The sequence below is a fragment of the Burkholderia sp. 9775_39 genome, assembly GCF_015712225.1.
Taxonomy (GTDB): domain Bacteria; phylum Pseudomonadota; class Gammaproteobacteria; order Burkholderiales; family Burkholderiaceae; genus Burkholderia; species Burkholderia cenocepacia.
The window spans coordinates 1-18937 of sequence record NZ_JACCQC010000007.1 but is presented as its reverse complement, the minus strand read 5'-3'; the positions used below and the strand labels follow the sequence as shown (position 1 = coordinate 18937).

Annotated in this window: 16 protein-coding genes; 4 read left to right on the top strand and 12 right to left on the bottom strand. The window is 66.4% G+C overall.

The genetic code is table 11. The features are described 5' to 3' along the window. Nucleotides 1–89: 89 nt before the first annotated feature. Nucleotides 90–686, bottom strand: a complete 597-nt coding sequence (locus tag H0X90_RS11400) for a YbhB/YbcL family Raf kinase inhibitor-like protein (protein WP_006482912.1) — start codon at nucleotides 684–686, stop codon at nucleotides 90–92. 240 nt (nucleotides 687–926) lie between these two features. Next, nucleotides 927–1613: an orotate phosphoribosyltransferase gene (locus tag H0X90_RS11395; RefSeq protein WP_006482887.1), complete on the bottom strand. Its 687-nt coding sequence runs from the start codon at nucleotides 1611–1613 to the stop codon at nucleotides 927–929. A gap of 460 nt (nucleotides 1614–2073) precedes the next feature. On the opposite strand from H0X90_RS11395, the gene H0X90_RS11390 reads away from it, so the two are divergent. Further along, entirely contained in the window at nucleotides 2074–4344 is a 2271-nt protein-coding gene (locus H0X90_RS11390; protein WP_006482927.1) for an NADP-dependent malic enzyme, read from the top strand. A 148-nt stretch (nucleotides 4345–4492) separates the two neighbouring features. On the opposite strand, the gene H0X90_RS11385 is transcribed toward H0X90_RS11390, so the two are convergent. Further along, the gene (locus H0X90_RS11385) at nucleotides 4493–8083 is read right to left on the bottom strand and encodes an indolepyruvate ferredoxin oxidoreductase family protein (protein WP_062884166.1); all 3591 of its coding nucleotides are present in this window, start codon (nucleotides 8081–8083) and stop codon (nucleotides 4493–4495) included. 329 nt (nucleotides 8084–8412) lie between these two features. Here H0X90_RS11385 and H0X90_RS11380 point away from each other — a divergent pair, with 329 nt between their 5' ends. Continuing rightward, nucleotides 8413–8607 (top strand): hypothetical protein, encoded by a 195-nt coding sequence (locus H0X90_RS11380; protein ID WP_077190256.1) that lies wholly within the window; start codon nucleotides 8413–8415, stop codon nucleotides 8605–8607. A 132-nt stretch (nucleotides 8608–8739) separates the two neighbouring features. Here H0X90_RS11380 and hppD read toward each other — a convergent pair whose 3' ends face one another. Then, nucleotides 8740–9837 (bottom strand): 4-hydroxyphenylpyruvate dioxygenase, encoded by a 1098-nt coding sequence (hppD, locus tag H0X90_RS11375; RefSeq protein WP_034201099.1) that lies wholly within the window; start codon nucleotides 9835–9837, stop codon nucleotides 8740–8742. 214 nt (nucleotides 9838–10051) lie between these two features. On the opposite strand from hppD, the gene H0X90_RS11370 reads away from it, so the two are divergent. Next, a complete protein-coding gene (locus H0X90_RS11370; protein ID WP_006482889.1) occupies nucleotides 10052–10576 on the top strand; it encodes an Lrp/AsnC family transcriptional regulator in 525 nt (174 codons plus the stop codon). Between the two features lie 66 nt (nucleotides 10577–10642). On the opposite strand, the gene H0X90_RS11365 is transcribed toward H0X90_RS11370, so the two are convergent. From H0X90_RS11365 to paaA, 8 genes are all read right to left on the bottom strand, one after another. After that, nucleotides 10643–11290 carry a GNAT family N-acetyltransferase gene (locus tag H0X90_RS11365; RefSeq protein ID WP_006497421.1) on the bottom strand — a complete coding sequence of 216 codons (648 nt, stop codon included), beginning with the start codon at nucleotides 11288–11290 and terminating at the stop codon, nucleotides 10643–10645. Nucleotides 11291–11524: 234 nt separating this feature from the next. Then, a complete protein-coding gene (locus H0X90_RS11360; protein WP_006482923.1) occupies nucleotides 11525–12130 on the bottom strand; it encodes a TetR/AcrR family transcriptional regulator in 606 nt (201 codons plus the stop codon). 13 nt (nucleotides 12131–12143) lie between these two features. Beyond that, nucleotides 12144–12965 carry a DUF1835 domain-containing protein gene (locus H0X90_RS11355; protein ID WP_012492290.1) on the bottom strand — a complete coding sequence of 274 codons (822 nt, stop codon included), beginning with the start codon at nucleotides 12963–12965 and terminating at the stop codon, nucleotides 12144–12146. 127 nt (nucleotides 12966–13092) lie between these two features. After that, on the bottom strand, nucleotides 13093–14181 hold the full coding sequence (gene paaE, locus H0X90_RS11350) for a 1,2-phenylacetyl-CoA epoxidase subunit PaaE (protein WP_048992256.1): 1089 nt from the start codon (nucleotides 14179–14181) through the stop codon (nucleotides 13093–13095). Between the two features lie 2 nt (nucleotides 14182–14183). Further along, nucleotides 14184–14738 (bottom strand): 1,2-phenylacetyl-CoA epoxidase subunit PaaD, encoded by a 555-nt coding sequence (gene paaD, locus H0X90_RS11345; RefSeq protein WP_006482879.1) that lies wholly within the window; start codon nucleotides 14736–14738, stop codon nucleotides 14184–14186. Nucleotides 14739–14763: 25 nt separating this feature from the next. Then, nucleotides 14764–15567, bottom strand: a complete 804-nt coding sequence (gene paaC, locus H0X90_RS11340; RefSeq protein WP_006497419.1) for a 1,2-phenylacetyl-CoA epoxidase subunit PaaC — start codon at nucleotides 15565–15567, stop codon at nucleotides 14764–14766. A 10-nt stretch (nucleotides 15568–15577) separates the two neighbouring features. Then, a complete protein-coding gene (gene paaB, locus H0X90_RS11335) occupies nucleotides 15578–15862 on the bottom strand; it encodes a 1,2-phenylacetyl-CoA epoxidase subunit PaaB (protein ID WP_006482881.1) in 285 nt (94 codons plus the stop codon). Nucleotides 15863–15897: 35 nt separating this feature from the next. Further along, entirely contained in the window at nucleotides 15898–16896 is a 999-nt protein-coding gene (gene paaA / locus H0X90_RS11330) for a 1,2-phenylacetyl-CoA epoxidase subunit PaaA (protein WP_077190255.1), read from the bottom strand. A 200-nt stretch (nucleotides 16897–17096) separates the two neighbouring features. Between paaA and H0X90_RS11325 the strand changes: the two genes are divergently transcribed. Beyond that, complete coding sequence (locus H0X90_RS11325; protein ID WP_060263595.1) at nucleotides 17097–18362, top strand: SGNH/GDSL hydrolase family protein; 1266 nt, start codon at nucleotides 17097–17099, stop codon at nucleotides 18360–18362. Nucleotides 18363–18937 lie beyond the last annotated feature (575 nt).

The following is an 18937-nucleotide window of genomic DNA, read 5'->3' as shown; positions in this document are numbered from 1 at the left end:
GAAATGACCGGAAGAAAGCGCGCAGGCCGCGCACAGAAATTCGCGGGCGCGGGCAATCGCGACCGCCACGGGCGGCGGCGCGCGCTTACCTACTGCCCGTAAGTGACCGTGAGTCGCGCGGTGCCGATCGCGAGCGTGCCGATCTCGTGCTCGAACATCGGCGCGGGGCGGCCTTGCGAGATACGCAGGTCGGTGCCTTTCAGCGCGTAGACGGTGATCACGTAGCGATGCGGTTTGCCGGGCGGTGGGCACGGGCCGCCGTAGCCGTCGATTCCGAAGTCGTTGCGCGCCTCGCTCGCGCCGATGCGGCGCAGGAAGCCGGACGCGCTCGCATCGGCCGGCAGGCTCGTGACGGTCGCCGGGATGCCCGCGACGGCCCAGTGCCACCAGCCGTGCCCCGGCGCGTCGGGATCGAAGATCGTGACCGCGTAGCCGCGCGTGCCCGGCGGCGGGTTGTGCCATGCGAGTTGCGGCGAGCGGTTCGCGCCCTTGCAGTCGCCGCGGTCGAACACGTTCGCGGGCCGCACGCGGGCGCCCGCCGTCAGGTCGTCGCTCGTCACGGTGAACGGGCCTTCCGCATGCGCGGGCAGCGCCGCGAAGACGGCGGCGCACAGGAGGGCGGAGAAACGGAGCGGAGAAGGGCGACCCGATGGCGCAGGCGGAGTGATCCGGCGATCCACACGCATATGGCGCTTCTCCCGTCACGTGGGCCGGGCCGAGGCTCCCGGCATTGTTGGCGTTGTATGTTGCCCGCGCAGCTGAGGGCGGCGATGGATCAAGTCTAGCATTAGGGTTCGATGAGCGACGCACACCGGCGCCCGCGATTGCGCGCGGTCGGCGCGCAACGCGACGGACGAAAAAAAACCGCCTGCGATGAAGCAGGCGGCTCGTTCAGCCAGTGCGCCGGCATGCGTGCCGGCGGGGCGTCATTCCTTCGGGGCCGTCGCGCCGCCGTGCGCGGCCGACCATTCGGCCGGTGCGTGCAGGAATTTCTCGACTTCGTCGAGCGTCTTCGTCTCGAAGTAGCCCGACGCCTTCGCGACGCGCAGCACGTCCCACCACGTCGCGAGCGCGTGCAGGTCGACGTCGATGTCCTTCAGGACCGACACGCTTTCCTTGAAGATGTTGTAGTGGAACAGCACGAAGCAGTGGTTCACCGTCGCGCCCGCGGTGCGCAGCGCGTTGACGAAGTTGATCTTGCTGCGGCTGTCGGTGGTCAGGTCTTCCACCAGCAGCACGCGCGAGCCTTCCTCGAGATGGCCTTCGATCTGCGCATTGCGGCCGAAACCCTTCGGCTTTTTGCGCACGTACTGCATCGGCACCATCATCCGGTCCGCGATCCATGCCGCGAACGGGATGCCGGCCGTCTCGCCGCCCGCCACCGCGTCGATCTGCTCGAAGCCGATGTCGCGCGTGATCGTCGTTTCCGCCATTTCCATCAGCGCACGGCGCACGCGCGGATACGAGATCAGCTTGCGGCAGTCGATATAGACGGGGCTTGCCCAGCCGGACGTGAAGATGAACGGTTTTTCGGCATTGAAGTGCACCGCCTGCACTTCGAGCAGGATTTTGGCGGTCGTATCCGAGATCGACTGACGATCGTAGCCTGTCATGGGCATTCCTTGGGTGATGAGCGAGGAGCGGGCGCGGGCCCGGTGGCGCAGCAAGGGGAACCTGCCCGAAGGGCCGGGGTGCGATCGGCGGGCCGATCGCATCGCTGCGCGCGTAGCCGGCTATTTTACCCGATTCAGGCAGGTTTTCGGCGGAATTCGCGCGGGTTCGCTGCCCGGCTCACCACCGGCGAAACAAACGGGGGCAGACCATCCCGGCGCTGATGCCGGAGATGCGGCGTCGCAGCAACGGACGTCATTTAGGGGGTGTACACTAGGCGACCCTTAGAAATCGTTCAGTACTTTGTACTTTCCTCTTGCCATCCGCCAAGGTTCGATGGCGTGCCGATCCGGTGCGTCGCGGGCCGTCTCGCAGTCGACCATCCCCTCGATTCAAGCAGACGCGGCCGAAGGTGCTGTGTACTGAGTCGTCAATATTCCGCATGTCTCTCGCAGGTCAATCATGGACGAACAACTGAAGCAGGCCGCTCTCGCTTATCACCTGAACCCGAAACCCGGCAAGATTTCGGTCACCCCGACCAAGCCGCTGTCGAACCAGCTCGATCTGTCGCTCGCGTATTCGCCGGGCGTCGCCGCCGCGTGCGAGGCGATCCACGCCGATCCGCTCGACGCGCAGAAGTACACGTCGCGCGGCAACCTCGTCGGCGTCATCACGAACGGCACCGCCGTGCTGGGTCTCGGCAACATCGGCCCGCTGGCCGCGAAGCCGGTGATGGAAGGCAAGGGCTGCCTCTTCAAGAAATTCGCGGGCATCGACGTGTTCGACATCGAACTGTCGGAGTCCGACCCCGACAAGCTCGTCGAGGCGATCGCGATGCTCGAGCCGACGCTCGGCGGCATCAACCTCGAGGACATCAAGGCGCCGGAATGCTTCTACATCGAGCAGAAGCTGCGCGAGCGCATGAAGATTCCGGTCTTCCACGATGACCAGCACGGCACCGCGATCATCGCGTCGGCCGCGATCCTGAACGGCCTGAAGGTCGTCGGCAAGAAGCTGTCGGAAGTGAAGCTCGTGTGTTCGGGCGCGGGCGCGGCGGCAATCGCGTGTCTGGACCTGCTGGTGAACCTCGGCCTGACGAAGTCGAACATCCTCGTCGCCGATTCGAAGGGCGTGATCTACGAAGGGCGCGGCAACCTCGATCCGTCGAAGCAGCGCTATGCGGCCAACACCGACGCGCGCACGCTCGCCGACGCGATCGTCGGCGCGGACGTGTTCCTCGGCTGCTCGAGCGCGGGCGTGCTGAAGCAGGACATGGTCAAGACGATGGGCGACAAGCCGCTGATCCTGGCGCTCGCGAACCCGGAACCGGAAATCCGCCCGGAAGACGCGAAGGCCGTGCGCCCGGACGCGATCGTCGCGACCGGCCGTTCGGACTACCCGAACCAGGTCAACAACGTGCTGTGCTTCCCGTTCATCTTCCGCGGCGCGCTCGACGTCGGCGCGACCACGATCACGGAAGAAATGAAGCTCGCGTGCGTGCGCGCGATCGCCGAGCTGGCCGAGGAAACCGACCAGAGCGAGGAAGTCGCGAAGGCGTATGAAGGCCATTCGCTCGAATTCGGGCCGGACTACCTGATCCCGAAGCCGTTCGACCCGCGCCTGATCATCAAGATCGCGCCGGCCGTCGCGCAAGCCGCGATGGATTCGGGCGTCGCGACGCGCCCGATCCAGGACATGGACGCGTACCGCGAGCAGCTCGGCGCGACCGTCTACCGCACCGGCATGGTGATGCGCCCGGTGTTCGCGGCCGCGAAGCAGAAAGAGGCCCGCATCGTGTTCGCCGAGGGCGAGGACGAGCGCGTGCTGCGCGCCGCGCAGTTCGTGCTGCTGGAAAAGATCGCGAAGCCGATCATCGTCGGCCGTCCGTCGGTCGTCGACATGCGCTTGCAGAAGATCGGCTCGAAGCTGAAGGCCGGCGTCGATTTCGAAATCGTCGATCCGGAAGACGATGCGCGCTACCACCGCTACTGGCAGGCGTATCAGGAGATCGGCGCGCGCGACGGCGTGACGCCGGAAGTCGCGAAGGCCGCGATGCGCAAGTTCAACACGCTGATCGGCGCGATGCTCGTGCATCTGGGCGATGCGGACGGGATGATCTGCGGGATGATCGACACGTTCCACAGCCACCTGAAGTTCATCGAGCAGGTACTGGGCCGCGCGAAGGGCGCCGAGCACTTCGCCGCGATGAACCTGCTGATGCTGCCGGGCCGCAACCTGTTCGTGTGCGACACGTACGTGAACGAGCTGCCGAGCGCCGACCAGCTCGCCGACATGACGATCCAGGCCGCGGCCGAGATCGAGCGCTTCGGCATCGCGCCGAAGGCCGCGCTGCTGTCGAACTCGAACTTCGGCAGCGCGCCGTCGGCGTCGTCGCGCCGGATGGCCGAGGCCCGCAAGCTGATCGTCGAGCGTGCGCCGAACCTCGAAGTCGACGGCGAAATGCACGGCGACGCGGCGCTGTCGGAACTGATCCGCAAGCAGGCGTTCCCGGGCACGACGCTGTCGGGTGAAGCGAACCTGCTGATCATGCCGAACGTCGAAGCGGCGAACATCGCGTACAACCTGCTGAAGATGGTCGGCGGCGAAGGCGTGACGGTCGGCCCGTTCCTGCTCGGCGCCGCCAAGCCGGTCCACATCCTGACGCCGGCCGCGACCGTGCGCCGGATCATCAACATGACGGCCGTTGCCGCCGCGAACGTGAACACGAAGTAAGTCCACGCCCGCGTGTGCCGCACGTCAGGCGCGGCGCAATGAAAAACGCCACGGAACCTGGATTCCGTGGCGTTTTTTTTGCATGAACCGCGACGGGCGGCGGCGCGGGCGGGCGTTCCTGCTTCGAACGCCGCGCCGCGACCGCGCGTTACGCGACCTGCTGGTGCGACTGGCCGCCTGCCGGCGAACGCCACTTCGCGAGCAGCGTGTCCCACTTCTGGCGTACCGCGCGCAGGTTGTTCTCCTTCACGTGTCCGTAGCCGCGAATGCCGTCCGGCAGCGCCGCGAGTTCGAGCGCGAGCGGCCGGTTGGCCGCGTTCAGCTTCGCGAGTACCTCGCCGATCAGCGCTTCGTACTCGCCGATCAGCGCGCGCTCGGTGCGGCGCTCCGCGGTGCGGCCGAACGGATCGAGCGCCGTGCCGCGCAGGAACTTCGCCTTCGCGAGCAGCCGGAACGCCGACATCATCCACGGGCCGTACGCCTTCTTCACGAGATGGCCGTGGGCGTCCGTCTTCGCGAACAGCGGCGGCGCGAGGTGGAATTTCAGCTTCCAGTCGCCTTCGAACTGCGCGCGCAGGCGCGCGAGGAACGCGGGGTCGGACTGCAGCCGCGCGACCTCGTACTCGTCCTTGTACGCCATCAGCTTGAACAGGTTGCGCGCGACCGCTTCGGTCAGCGGTTCCTGCACCGTGTCGCCGTCCGCCAGTGCGCGCTCGGTGGCGCGCACCTTGTCGACGAACGCCGCATAACGCGACGCGTACGCGGCGTTCTGGTACGCGCTCAGGAATTCGACGCGCTTCGCGATCAGCGCGTCGACCGCCTTCTTCGTGTGCAGCGAGATCACCGTGGCGCCTTGCGCGGGCCGGGCGTCGCCGGCCGCCGCCTGCTTCACGCTGGCCAGGTCGTACGCGGCGCGGCGGCCCCAGTCGAACGCCGCGCGGTTCTTGTCGACCGACACGGCGTTCAGCTCGATCGCGCGTTCGAGCGACGCGAGCGTCAACGGCAGCCAGCCCTTCTGCCATGCGTAGCCGAGCACGAACGGGTTCGTGTAGATCGCGTCGCCGAGCAGCGCGACCGCGAAGCGGTTCGCGTCGATGAAGTCGACCGCAACACCGGCCGCCGCGCGGATGTCGTTCTCGGCGGACAGGCCCGGGAACGCCCAGTTCGGGTTCTTGATGAACTCGGCGGTCGGCGTCTGCGCGCTGTTGACGACCACCCGCGTCGTGTCGTGCCGCATCCGCGACGTGCACTCGTCGCCGGCCGTGACGATCGCATCGCAACCGATCACGAGATCGGCTTCGCCCATCGCGATCCGCGTCGCGTGGATGTCGGTCGGCGCGTGCGAGATCTGCACGTGGCTCATCACGGCGCCGCCTTTCTGCGCGAGGCCGGTGACGTCGAGCACGGTCACGCCCTTGTTTTCCAGATGCGCGGCCATCCCGAGCAGCGCGCCGATCGTCACGACGCCCGTGCCGCCCACGCCGGTGACGAGCACGCCGTACGCGCGATCGATCGCCGGCAGCGTCGGTTCCGGAATCGGCGGCAATGCGCTGCCGTCGACCGACACCGCCTTCGGCTTCTTCAACTGGCCGCCCTCGACCGTGACGAAGCTCGGGCAGAACCCCTTCACGCACGAAAAGTCCTTGTTGCAGCTCGACTGGTTGATCTGGCGCTTCGTGCCGAATTCGGTTTCCAGCGGCTCGACCGACAGGCAGTTCGACTGCACCGAGCAGTCGCCGCAGCCTTCGCACACCGCGTCGTTGATCACGATGCGCTTGGCCGGGTCCGGATACGTGCCGCGTTTGCGGCGGCGGCGCTTCTCGGTCGCGCAGGTCTGGTCGTAGATCAGGATCGTCGTGCCTTCGATCTCGCGCAGCTCGCGCTGCACGTCGTCGAGCTGGTCGCGGTGATGGATCGTCACGCCGGGCGCGAGCAGCGCCTTCTGGCTGTCGTACTTCTCCGGCTCGTCGGTGACGATCACGATCTTCTTCGCGCCTTCGGACGCGAGCTGGTGCGTGATCTGCGGCACCGTCAGCACGCCGTCGACCGGTTGGCCGCCCGTCATCGCCACCGCGTCGTTGTAGAGGATCTTGTAGGTGATGTTCGCCTTCGACGAGATCGCCGCGCGCACCGCGAGCAGGCCCGAGTGGAAATAGGTGCCGTCGCCGAGGTTCGCGAACACGTGCTTCTCGTCGGTGAACGGCGCCTGGCCGATCCACGGCACGCCTTCGCCGCCCATCTGGCTGAAGGTGCTCGTGCTGCGGTCCATCCACACGGTCATGTAGTGGCAGCCGATGCCGGCGATCGCGCGCGAGCCTTCCGGCACGTTGGTCGACGTGTTGTGCGGGCAGCCCGAGCAGAACCACGGCTTGCGCTCGGTCTGCACGTGCGGCTTCGCGAGCGCCATTTCCTTCGCGTTGATCACCGCGAGCCGCGCGGCGATGCGCGCGCGCACGTCGGACGGCAATTCGAACTTCTCGAGCCGCGTCGCGATCGCTTTCGCGATGATCGCGGGCGACAGCTCGTAGTGCGCAGGCAGCAGCCAGTTGCCCATCGGCACCGACCATTCGCCGCCGGCGCCATCCTTCTCGTCGAACTTGCCGAACACGCGCGGGCGTTGCGCGTCGGGCCAGTTGTACAGCTCTTCCTTGATCGCGTATTCGAGGATCTGGCGCTTTTCCTCGACCACCAGGATTTCGTCGAGGCCGCGCGCGAACGCCTGCGCGCCCTGCGCTTCGAGCGGCCACACGCAGCCGACCTTGTAGAGCCGGATGCCGATCCGCGCGCAGGTTTCGTCGTCGAGGCCGAGGTCGGTCAGCGCCTGGCGCACGTCGAGATACGCCTTGCCGCCGGTCATGATCCCGAAGCGCGCGTTCGGCGAATCGATCTCGATCCGGTCGAGCTTGTTCGCCCGCACGTACGCGAGCGCCGCGTACCACTTGTAGTCGAGCAGCCGCGCTTCCTGCACGAGCGGCGGATCGGGCCAGCGGATGTTCAGCCCGCCTTCCGGCAGGATGAAATCGGTCGGCAGCACGATCTCGGTGCGATGCGGGTCGATGTCGACCGACGCCGACGATTCGACGACGTCCGTCACGCACTTGAGCGCCACCCACAGGCCCGAGTAGCGGCTCATCGCCCAGCCGTGCAGGCCGAAATCGAGATATTCCTGCACGTTCGACGGGAACAGCACCGGCAGCCCGCAAGCCTTGAAGATGTGTTCGGACTGGTGCGCGAGCGTCGACGATTTCGCCGCGTGGTCGTCGCCGGCGAGCACCAGCACGCCGCCGTGCTGGGACGAGCCGGCCGAGTTCGCGTGCTTGAAGACGTCGCCGGTGCGGTCGACGCCCGGGCCCTTGCCGTACCACATGCCGAACACGCCGTCGTATTTCGCGCCGGGGTACAGGTTCACCTGCTGGGAGCCCCACACGGCGGTGGCGGCGAGATCTTCGTTGAGGCCGGGCTGGAACACGATCTGATGGGCGGCCAGGTGCTGCTTGGCTTTCCAGAGCGACAGATCGAGGCCGCCGAGCGGCGAGCCGCGATAGCCGGAGATGAAGCCGGCCGTATTGAGACCGGCGGCGCGGTCGCGTTCCTGCTGGAGCATCGGCAGGCGCACGAGGGCCTGGATGCCGCTCATGTACGCGCGGCCGCGTTCCAGTGTGTATTTGTCGTCAAGCGTGACGGACTTCAGCGCGGCTTCTAGCGACGCGCGTTGGTCTGCGTCTAGCGGGGCATTCATTAACTGTCTCCTCCACCCGGTCTGGGATCACCAAAACTTCGGTTGCGTCGGCATCTTTTGGACGCGTCTGCAGTGGCCGGCATGTTCGCCGGTTTTAAGGGATGGTAGCACTGGGGCAAACCCGCCGCCCATCGGTTGCAACGCGGGGAATGCGCGGCGGCGCCCCGCGAAAACGGGGCGGATGATGCGTTACATCATGTAAAAGCATGTAAAGCCGCGTTGATCTTCGGGCAAATGCCGTTAATCTTGTCGGCCTGCCGGAGGTGCCCGGCCGCGTGGGTTCGTTCCGACGCAGTCGGGGAGGCGCCGGCAGTTTTACAGGAGGTGCAATGAACACACGTCATATCCAGAGTTTCCTGCTCGTGTCCGCCGCGTTTTTCTCGATGACCGGCCCGGTGCACGCGCGAGGCGCGAGCGCACTGGCGGCAGCCGGCGCGCAGATGCAGCAGATCGTGCCGGCCCAGGACGCCGCAGCCCAGCCGTCGGCCGAGCGTGCCGCCGAGTCGAAGGCGAACGTGCGTTGATGCGATCGCGCGGCTTGCGGGCCGCGCCGAAATACAAAAGGGCGGGAATCCGAGGATTCCCGCCCTTTTTCTTTGTGCGGCCGGATCGCGCGGGCGGCCCGGCTGCCGAGCCGCTGCCGCGCGGTGCAAGCGTCAGGCCTTGTCCTGCACGACGCCGCGGCGGATCTGGTCGAGCTCGATCGATTCGAACAGCGCCTTGAAGTTGCCTTCGCCGAAGCCCTGGTTGCCCTTGCGCTGGATGATCTCGAAGAAGATCGGCCCGATCTGGTTCTCGGTGAAGATCTGCAGCAGCAGGTCGTCGCGCGCGCCGTCGATCAGGATCTTGCGTTTCTTCAGCTCGGCCAGCGATTCGCCGTGGTTCGGCACGCGGCGGTCGACCAGCTCGTAATACGTGTCGATCGTGTCGAGCAGCTTCACTTCCTTGCTGCGCAGCCCGTCGACCGCCTGGTAGATGTCGCTCGCGCCGAGCGCGATGTGCTGGATGCCTTCGCCGTGATACGCGTCGAGGTATTCCTGGATCTGGCCGGCCGTGTCCGAGCCTTCCTCGTTGATCGGGATGCGGATCTTGCCGCACGGCGACGTCATCGCCTTCGACTTCACGCCGGTCACCTTGCCTTCGATGTCGAAGTAGCGCACTTCGCGGAAGTTGAACAGGCGCTCGTAGAACTCGGCCCATTCCTGCATGCGGCCGCGATGCACGTTGTGCGTCAGGTGGTCGATGTAGGTGAGGCCGTGCCCGACCGGGTTCGGGTTCGCGCCGGGAATCGGCTCGAAGTCGACGTCGTAGATGCTGATGTCGCCGATCGCGCCCGGCTGCGCGCCGTTCTTGCCGCGCCAGCGGTCGACGAAATAGATCAGCGAATCGCCGATCCCCTTGATCGCCGGGATGTTCAGCTCCATCGGGCCCGTCTTGTTGTCGAAGCCCCACGCGCCGAGTTCCAGCGCACGCTGGTACGCCTTCGCGGCGTCCTGCACGCGGAACGCGATCGCGCAGATCGACGGGCCGTGCAGGCGCGCGAAGCGTTGCGCGAACGAATCCGGTTCGGCGTTGATGATGAAATTGATGTCGCCCTGGCGGTACACCGTCACGTCCTTGTGGCGGTGGCGCGCGATCGCGGTGAAACCCATCCGTTCGAACAGGTGTCCGAGCGCTTTCGGGTCCGGTGCCGTGTATTCGATGAATTCGAAGCCGTCGGTGCCGACGGGGTTGTCCCAGTTGGGGATCTGCATGTCGTGTCTCCTGTGCGGGGCGATCGGCCGGGGCGGCGTGCGCGTGCTCGGCCTGGTTCGATGTCGACGGCCGCCTCCGCAATGAGCGTGTGCGGCGCGTCGAGACATGCGACAGAGTGTAGCGGGCGGCCGCGAGCGGAAACTTGCGAACTTGATCGCCCGCGCCTACGATGGCGCAATTTCCAGTCTCAAAATAATCAACGGAGGGCAGAAGATGGCGCAAGCCGAATTGGATGCCATCGATCGGCGAATTCTCGCGATTCTTCAGGAGAACGGGCGCCTGTCGAACCAGGAGATCGCCGAGCGCGTGAACCTGTCGCCGAGCCCGTGCCTGCGGCGGATCCGGCGGCTCGAGGACATCGGCGTGATCACCGGCTACGTCGCACTGCTGAATCCGCAGAAGCTCGGGCTCGACCTGCTCGCGTACGTGAGCGTGCGGCTCGAAAAGCGTGGCGGCCTCGCGCCGGTCCGGGTCGACGAGACGTCGGCGCGCGCGGGCGCGACGCACGCGGAGCTGTTTCGCGCGGCCGTGCAGGCCTGGCCGGAAGTGGTCGCGTGCCACGCGATGACGGGCGACATGGATTACCTGCTGCGCGTGCAGGTCGAGGACATGGCGCATTTCTCCCGCTTCGTGCAGGAGCATCTGCTGCATCACCCGTCGGTGATCGACGTGAAGACGAGCTTTTCGCTCGACTGCTTCAAGGAAACGACGGCGTTGCCGATTCGGTCGGTGCGCTAGCGGGCGGGGAAAGGAGGGGAGCCGGGTGCGCCACAGGCGCGGCCCGGCTGGCCGACGCCGTCGACGTCAGGCCGTCAGTGCGGCGGGTATCAGCGATTCGATGAACTTCGTCGTGCGGCGCGCCTGGCGCTTCATCGCGTAGTCGAACACCGCGGCCTGTTCCTGCAGCATCTCGGCGATGATCGTCGAGTGGTCGGCGGGCGGCAGCGACAGGTACGCATCGGCTTCGCCGTACGCGTACTCGATTCGCATCCCGGATTTCTTCGCGATGTGCATCATCGTCGCGTTACGCGACAGGCAGTGCATGTACAGCATCGTCACGTGCGTGTTGCGGCTGCGGATCGCCGCGCGCTCGAACAGCTTCGAGCCGACGCCGCGGCCGCGTGCGCTTTCGAGCACCGACACGCCGAATTCGGCGGTGCGCTTGTCGCCTTCGGCCGGCAGATAGGCCAGGTGGCCGACGCCGATCAGTTCGAGATCGTGGTCGAACACGCCGAATACGGTATCGCGACCGAAATCGATCGTGCGGACATAGTTCTCGATCACGTGGTCGGGCACCATCTGGCCGAAGCGCAGCAGGCGGTCCTCTTCGTCGAGCGAGAGAAAGTGGGTGAGCATCTGCTCACGGTCTTTGGAAGCCAGTTCCCTGACGAGAACCGGCGCAGTACCGGCGTGGCCGACAGCATCGGCACGGCGGTTGGATCGCGTGTTCATCGTGGGTTCCTCAGTGTGTGGCTGCACAAGCGGCTTGTGCAATGCAACAGCATTCTACCCGACCGAGGTAAGGGAAAACCCGCATTTGACGTTATTTGTGCCGAGGGTGAATTCTAAATCCGCTTAATTATTCGTCTATCTATTTGATTTTTAACGGATTTAAAATTCATCATATGAAACGCGCGACGGGCGGCCGCACTGTGCCCGCCGCGCAACGCATGCTGCTGCGCGGCATCAGGCCGCTGTCGACAGCCCGCGTTCGATCAGGTCGATTACCTGTTCGGCGAAGTCGCGGTAGCCGAGGCGCCCGCCCGGCTTCAGCCATGTGAAGGTCCAGTTGATCATCCCGAACACCATCATCGTCACGGAGGTCTGGTTTTCCTTCGAGATGCGGTCGGGATACGCGCGCGCGAGCTGCCGCGTGAACGCCGCGACGATGTCGCGCTGGCGGTCGAGCACGATTTCGCGCTGCGCATCCTCCAGATACTTCACGTCGTTGAGCAGCGCGACGTGGCGGCTGTGCGACGTCTCGTATTCGGCGAGGAACGCGCGCACGAGCTCGGCGAACGCGTCGCGCTCGCTGAGGCCGCGCCGCTGGCTCGCACCCTCGACCTCGGCGATGATCAGCATCAGCCGTTTGGTGTAGCGATCGAGCAGGTCGAACAGGATCGCTTCCTTGCTCTCGTAATAGTGATAGAGCCGCGCCTTCGACGTACCGCTCGCGGTCGCGAGATCGGACATCGACGTGCTCGGATAGCTCGTCTGCGCGAATTTCTCGGCGGCCAGGTCGAGGATCTGCTCGCGCTGGGATTCGTGGTCGGGCGCTCGGGTTCGGGCCATGGTCGAAGAAAGATTAGCGGTGCGCGGCGGCCGGGGCCGCGCGCACCTGCGTGGAAGAGAGGGCCGCGGGCGCGTCGTCCTGCAGCTCGAGTCGGCCGGTGGCCGCGAGTTCGCGGCAGCGCCACCACGCGATCGAGTCGCTGACGAACAGCCCGCCGCGGTCGGCGGCGGCCATGATGCTGCCGACGAGGCGCCGCGCGGGCTGCCAGTCGGTTTCCGCGCGCGCGACGATCAGCGCGTCGAGATCGGCGTAGTGGCCGCTCTTGATCGTGTTGCTGACCCAATAACGCAGCTCGGCGTTCAGGTGCTTCGCCTCCTGCCACTCGAGCGCAAGGCGGCCGATGCGCAGGACCGAGATCGGCGCGGCCACCGGCCGCTTGCGAGCCAGTTCCGCGGGCGAGAACATCCCGGTCGCGCAGGCCTGGTCGGTACGCGACAGCGATGCGCGTTGCGCGGCGTCGAGGTCGGCGGCCGACAGCCGTACCTCGTTCAGGCGCTGCGGCACGTTGCGCAGGTGATAGGCGACGCGGCGCAGCAGCAGCTTGTCGCCGACGCTCGGCGCATGCCACACGACGACCTGGCCGGTATCCATCGCGAGCTGGTCGAGGCGGGCGAATTCGCCTTCGATTTCCGCGTTCCAGTCGGGAATCTGGTCGCCGAGCACGTGCTGCCAGAAAGCGGCGCGCGTGTCGGGCGTCTCGTCGGCGCCCTTCAGTGGCCCGACGCCGAGATCGTCGAGCAAACCGACGACGCGCTCGTCGCGTCCGGCTTGCACGAGAGCCTCGCGCAGCGACGCGGCGGCGGTGCCGCCCTGAATCACATGAATGGTACTCATCGGCCTGTCGTCAACAAAAGAAAACCGCCGACGGGCGGACGTTGCGATGTCCAGCCGGCCGGCGGCCCCTAGTGTAAGCGAGATGTGTGACGGCGAGAAACCGTCGGGCGCCGCGACGCGATGCCGCTCAACGTTCGTCGAAGCTCACGACGACCTTGTCGCTGATCGGGTGGCACTGGCACGTCAGCACGAAACCATCCTTCACCTCGTGCTCCTCGAGCGTGTAGTTCTTCTCCATCCGCACTTCGCCTTCGACCACCTTCGCGCGGCATGTGCAGCACACGCCGCCCTTGCACGCATACGGCAGCGCGAGGCCCGCGCGCAGGCCCACGTCGAGCAGGCTCACGCCTTCGTACGGCAAGCGCAGCTTGCGCTTCTTGCCGTCGAGCACGATCTCGAGATCGGCGGCCGGCGTCTGGTCGGTGATCTCGACGACTGGTGCGCCGGCCTGCGGCAGCGGCGTGCCGAAGCGCTCGACGTGCACCTTCGCCTGCGGCACGCCGGCCGCCTTCAGCGCGGCTTCGGCGGCGTCCATCATCGGTGCCGGGCCGCAGATGAACGCCTCGTCGATCGCGTCGGCCGGCGTCAGCGTGGCGAGGAATTCCGCGCATTTCGCCTGGTCGAGCACGCCGTTGAACAGCTCGACGTCCTGCAGATCGTCCGACAGCACGTGGTAGAGGACGAAGCGGTTCATGTAGCGGTTCTTCAGGTCCTCGAGCTCCTCCGCGAACATGATCGCGTCGACGCTGCGGTTGCCGTAGATCAGCGTGAACGTGCTGCGCGGCTCGAGTTCGAGCGTCGTCTTCACGATCGCGAGCACCGGCGTGATCCCCGAGCCGCCCGAAAACGCGACGTACTGCTTGCCGTGGTCGGCGTTCAGGTGCGTGAAGAAGCGGCCATCCGGTGTCATCACGTCGATCATGTGGCCGGGCTTCAGCGTATCGAACGCGAAGTTCGAGAAGCGGCCGCCGCGCACGCGCTTGATGCCGATGCGCAGTTCGCCGTCACGGTCGTAGTCCGTCGTGCCGACGCAGATCGAATACGAGCGGCGCGTCTCCTCGCCGTCGATGTGGGTCTTCAGCGTGACGAACTGGCCCTGCGTGAAGCGGTACGCGTCGCGCAATTCGGGCGGCACGTCGAACGAGACGGTCACGGCGTCGGCGGTCTCGGGCCGCACGTCGCGGATACGCAGCGGGTGAAATTGCGGGGTCGCCATATTCAGTAGGGTTTGAAGTAGTCGAAGGGTTCGCGGCAGTCGACGCAGCGATACAGCGCCTTGCAGGCCGTGGACGCGAATTGCGCGAGACGTTCGGTGCGCGCGGAGCCGCAGCGCGGGCAGGTGGGCGCCGCGACCGGCCGCGGCACGAAGCGCACGACGTTCTCCCGCGGCGCGGCGCTGCCGCACTGGCCGACCGGCGGCGCGATACCGTACGCGCGCAGCTTGTCGCGCGCTTCCTGCGTAATCCAGTCGGTCGTCCACGCGGGAGCGAGCACCGTCTCGATCCGGTGCGGCGGCAAGTCGGCGGCCTGCAGCGCGGCGGCGATGTCCTCGGCGATCTGCGACATCGCCGGGCAGCCCGAGTAGGTCGGCGTGATCACGACTTCGAGCTGGCCGTCATCCGCGCGGCGGACGTCGCGCAGGATGCCGAGCTCGCGGATCGACACGACCGGGATCTCCGGATCGGGCACGGCTTCGAGCACGTCCCACGCGCGGGCGAGCAACGGATCGTCGCGGTGCGCGGCGGGGGCAGGGGCGGCGGTCTGGGCGGACATCGTCGGGCTCCGTGGCGTGGGCCGGTTACCAGCTCGCGCCGGGATGCTGGCGCGCGAGGCTCTGCATTTCGGCGAGCAGGTAGCCCATGTGCTCCGAGTGCTCGCCCTGCTTGCCGGTCGTCACATGCTTCACCGGCGTCGGCAACGTGAGCGTGGCTTCCGCGAGCGCGTCGTCCACGTCCGCGCGCCACGCGGCCTCGATCGCGGCCGGCGCCGGGCCGATGCCCGGTGCGACGATCGCGTCGTCGATCGCATCGGCGGCGAAGAATTCGCGCGTGTACGGCATCAGGTAGTCGAGCGCGGCCTGCGCGCGGCGGTGCGATTCGTCGGTGCCGTCGCCGAGGCGCACGAGCCACTCGCGCGCATGCTGGACGTGATAACGGGTTTCCTTCACCGATTTCGCGGCGATCGCCGCCAGTTGCGTGTCGGTCGACGTCTCCAGCGCGCTCCATACGTGCAGCATCAGCGCCGCGTACAGGAAGTTGCGCACGATCGTCACCGCGTAGTCCTTGTCGGCGTGCGCGGTGCCGGAGACCGGGCCGTAGTGCGGCAGTTCGGCGAGCGTGAAGTTCGCGAACTCACGCTCGGTGCGGAAGTACGCGTAGTCGTCCTCGGTCTTCGTCGCGCCGGTGAGCTGGCGCTCGAGCTCGGCCGCGTGCGTGTACAGCATGCGCGCCTGGCCGATGAGGTCCAGGCTCATGTTGGTGAGCGCGATGTCTTCCTCGAGGATCGGGCCGTGGCCGCACCATTCGGCATTGCGCTGACCGAGGATCAGCGCGTTGTCCGCGAGGCGCAGCACGTAGGAGAGGTGTTCGGGCGTGATCGTCATGGCGCGGGCGTTACATGTGGTTGACTTCGTCGGGCAGCGTGTAGAACGTCGGATGACGGTAGATCTTGTCGCCCGCCGGTTCGAACAGTTCGGCCTTCTCGCTCGGGTCCGACGCGGTGATCGCCGACGACGGCACCACCCAGATGCTCACGCCTTCCTGGCGACGCGTGTAGACGTCGCGCGCCATGCGCAGCGCCATCGTCGCGTCGGCCGCGTGCAGGCTGCCGCAATGCTTGTGGTCGAGGCCCTGCTTGCTGCGCACGAACACTTCCCAGATCGGCCATTCCTTGTTCATCGTTTTCTCCTGATTCCTGAATTCGAGGGGGCCGCTCAGGCGGCCTGCTGTTCGGCGCGGGCGCGGCGCTTCGCTTCGTGCGCGAGCGCGGCTTCGCGCACCCAGGCGCCATCCTCGTGGGCTTTCACGCGCGTCGCGAGGCGTTCCTTGTTGCACGGGCCGTCGCCGTTGACCACGCGCCAGAATTCGTCCCAGTCGATCGCGCCGTAGTCGTGGTGGCCACGCGCTTCGTTCCATTTCAGGTCGGGGTCGGGCAGCGTCACGCCGAGCACCTTCGCCTGGTCGACCGTCGCGTCGACGAATTTCTGGCGCAGATCGTCGTTCGAGATCCGCTTGATGCCCCATTTGGCGGACTGGCTGCTGTGGACCGAATCGGCGTCGCTCGGGCCGAACATCATCAGCACCGGCCACCACCAGCGATCGACGGCCTGCTGGACCACCGCGCGCTGCGCGTCGCTGCCCTTCATCATCGACAGCAACGCGTCGAAACCCTGGCGCTGATGGAACGACTCTTCCTTGCACACGCGAATCATCGCGCGCGCGTACGGACCGTACGTGCAGCGGCACAGCGGGATCTGGTTCATGATCGCGGCGCCGTCGACCAGCCAGCCGATCACGCCGACGTCGGCCCAGGTCGGCGTCGGGTAGTTGAAGATGCTCGAGTATTTCGCCTTGCCGGCGTGCAGCGCGTCGATCAGCGAATCGCGCGATACGCCGAGCGTTTCGGCCGCGCTATAAAGATAGAGGCCGTGGCCGGCTTCGTCCTGCACCTTCGCGAGCAGGATCGCCTTGCGCTTCAGGCTCGGCGCGCGCGAGATCCAGTTGCCTTCCGGCAGCATGCCGACGACTTCGGAGTGCGCGTGCTGCGAGATCTGGCGCACCAGCGTCTTGCGATACGCGTCGGGCATCCAGTCCTGCGGTTCGATCTTGCCGTCCGCGGCCATCACCGCATCGAACCGCGCCTGTTCGGGCGACTCGGCTGCGGCGTCGAGCGGCGCGACGTTGCCGGGGATGTCGAGGGATTGCGTGTACATGGCGAAGGCTCTCGTCCGGTTGAGTGTGTGCGAAGTATAAACCAACCGACCGGTCGGTTAATAAATTTCTTGTGGATTTGCGGCGGGACTCGGGTAAACGAGGGACATCGGGGCGCGATCAAGCGGAGCAAATGCGGCCCCGCACGTGGGGCCGGCATCTTCTGCGGCACAATGCCCGCTTTCCGATGAGGATTTTGCCGATGTCATTTCGAAGCAATTTCGCCGCGGCTGTGCTGGGTGCGGCCGTTCTCGTGTCGCCGCTTGCAGCGTCGGCCGCGCCGGCCGGGTGGGTCGCTGCGTGGGCGACCGCGCTGCAGCCGATTCCCGACCTCGCCGCACCGCCGCCGCTCTACCGCGCGCCAGACGTGGCCGGGCGAACCGTGCGTCAGATCGTCTACCCGACCGTGTCGGGGCGGGCGGCGCGGATTCGCGTGAGCAACGCATACGGTCGCGCGCCGCTGGTCGTCGAGGCCGCGAGTCTCGCGCGCGCCGGCGAAGGGGCCGCGCTCGCCGGTGGTGCGGCGGTGCCGGTCCGGTTCGGCGGCAAGGCGTCGGTGACGCTCGCGCCGGGCCAGGAACTCGAAAGCGACCCGGTGGCGATCGGCGTGACGGCCGCGCAGCCGTATGCGATCAGCCTCCAGATGGGGCCGAACCAGCGGATGACGGTCTGGCATCGCGTGTCGAACCAGTTCAACTATGTGTCCGGGCCGGGTGATCACGTGAACGATCCGGGCGCCGCGACGTTTCGCACCCGCTTTACCCAATATGCGTGGGTGACCGAACTGGCCGTCAAAGCTGGTCCCGCACACGCCAGCGTCGCGGCGATCGGCGATTCGATCACCGACGGGCTGCGCTCCAGCGTGAACCGGAACCGCCGCTGGCCCGACGCGCTCGCACGCCGGCTGGCGGCAGCGGGTGCCGATTCGGTCGGCGTCGTGAATCTCGGCATCAGCGGGAACCGGCTGCTCAGCGATTCCGCGTGTTACGGCACGTCGCTTGCGTCGCGGTTCGAGCGTGACGCGCTGTCGCGATCGGGCGTGAAGGCGGCGATCGTGCTGATCGGGATCAACGACATCAATTTCGCGGCGATGCCGCCGCGCGCGGGGCTCGATTGCGATCACCCGCATACGCCGGTGACGGCTGCATCGCTGATCGATGGCTATCGCCGGCTGATCGAGACGGCGCACCGACAGGGCGTGAAGGTCTTCGGCGCGACACTCACGCCGGCGGCGCTGCCGGCCGGGCGCGAGGCGATCCGGCTCGAGGTGAACCGGTGGATCCGCAGCGGCGGCGGGTTCGACGGCGTCGTGGACTTCGACGCGGCGCTGCGCGATCCGGCGCGCCCGAGCGTGCTGCAACGCCGATACGATAGCGGCGACGGTATCCATCCGAGCGACGCCGGCTACACGGCGATGGCCGACGCGGTGCCGGTCGAGCGACTGCAGGCTGCTGCGGGCGGCAGCTGACACGCTCTATATATAGAAGGGAACGTTGCCGACGGCTGGTGGATCGTCCGCGCTTCCCGGCCCGTCGAGCCCAAAGCCTCCGTGCGCGTGAGCGCACGGAGGCTTTTTCAAACTTTCTTCACAAAGCGCTTGCATGGATGGGGACAGGTGCTTAGAATCACGCCTCTTTCGCGCTAACGGAAACGCGGCGCGGAAGGAAGGGAAGCGGTGCTGTTGGGGTTCGGAAGTAGCGAGCCTCGGCGGTACGGAAGTTGAGCCCCGCAGTCGCAACGAAGTCGTTCAGAAAGTTGTTGACGAATTGCGAAACACGGTTCATAATCTCGCTTCTCTGCTGCTGAAAACGCAGCGCTGCTGAGGGGTTCAGATCACTCGCAGACATGCTCTTTAAAAATTAACAGCCGATAAGTGTGGGCGCTTGATGGCAGCGAGCTGATCCTCGGATCAGATGGCAAAAGTATCAAGAGTCTCACACTAAAGTAAGTCAGGTTTATGAAGTGATTCATATTCCTGTCAGCTTTGAGTGAGCGACCGGTTCTTAACTGAACCGAAAACAGTAACAGGTTTGAACTGAAGAG

Excerpts from the sequence above, each read along its gene's own strand:
- H0X90_RS11400 (WP_006482912.1), bottom strand. The coding sequence starts at position 686 with ATGCGTGTGGATCGCCGGATCACTCCGCCTGCGCCATCGGGTCGCCCT.
- H0X90_RS11395 (WP_006482887.1), bottom strand. The coding sequence starts at position 1,613 with ATGACAGGCTACGATCGTCAGTCGATCTCGGATACGACCGCCAAAATC.
- H0X90_RS11390 (WP_006482927.1), top strand. The coding sequence starts at position 2,074 with ATGGACGAACAACTGAAGCAGGCCGCTCTCGCTTATCACCTGAACCCG.
- H0X90_RS11385 (WP_062884166.1), bottom strand. The coding sequence starts at position 8,083 with ATGAATGCCCCGCTAGACGCAGACCAACGCGCGTCGCTAGAAGCCGCG.
- H0X90_RS11380 (WP_077190256.1), top strand. The coding sequence starts at position 8,413 with ATGAACACACGTCATATCCAGAGTTTCCTGCTCGTGTCCGCCGCGTTT.
- hppD (WP_034201099.1), bottom strand. The coding sequence starts at position 9,837 with ATGCAGATCCCCAACTGGGACAACCCCGTCGGCACCGACGGCTTCGAA.
- H0X90_RS11370 (WP_006482889.1), top strand. The coding sequence starts at position 10,052 with ATGGCGCAAGCCGAATTGGATGCCATCGATCGGCGAATTCTCGCGATT.
- H0X90_RS11365 (WP_006497421.1), bottom strand. The coding sequence starts at position 11,290 with ATGAACACGCGATCCAACCGCCGTGCCGATGCTGTCGGCCACGCCGGT.
- H0X90_RS11360 (WP_006482923.1), bottom strand. The coding sequence starts at position 12,130 with ATGGCCCGAACCCGAGCGCCCGACCACGAATCCCAGCGCGAGCAGATC.
- H0X90_RS11355 (WP_012492290.1), bottom strand. The coding sequence starts at position 12,965 with ATGAGTACCATTCATGTGATTCAGGGCGGCACCGCCGCCGCGTCGCTG.
- paaE (WP_048992256.1), bottom strand. The coding sequence starts at position 14,181 with ATGGCGACCCCGCAATTTCACCCGCTGCGTATCCGCGACGTGCGGCCC.
- paaD (WP_006482879.1), bottom strand. The coding sequence starts at position 14,738 with ATGTCCGCCCAGACCGCCGCCCCTGCCCCCGCCGCGCACCGCGACGAT.
- paaC (WP_006497419.1), bottom strand. The coding sequence starts at position 15,567 with ATGACGATCACGCCCGAACACCTCTCCTACGTGCTGCGCCTCGCGGAC.
- paaB (WP_006482881.1), bottom strand. The coding sequence starts at position 15,862 with ATGAACAAGGAATGGCCGATCTGGGAAGTGTTCGTGCGCAGCAAGCAG.
- paaA (WP_077190255.1), bottom strand. The coding sequence starts at position 16,896 with ATGTACACGCAATCCCTCGACATCCCCGGCAACGTCGCGCCGCTCGAC.
- H0X90_RS11325 (WP_060263595.1), top strand. The coding sequence starts at position 17,097 with ATGTCATTTCGAAGCAATTTCGCCGCGGCTGTGCTGGGTGCGGCCGTT.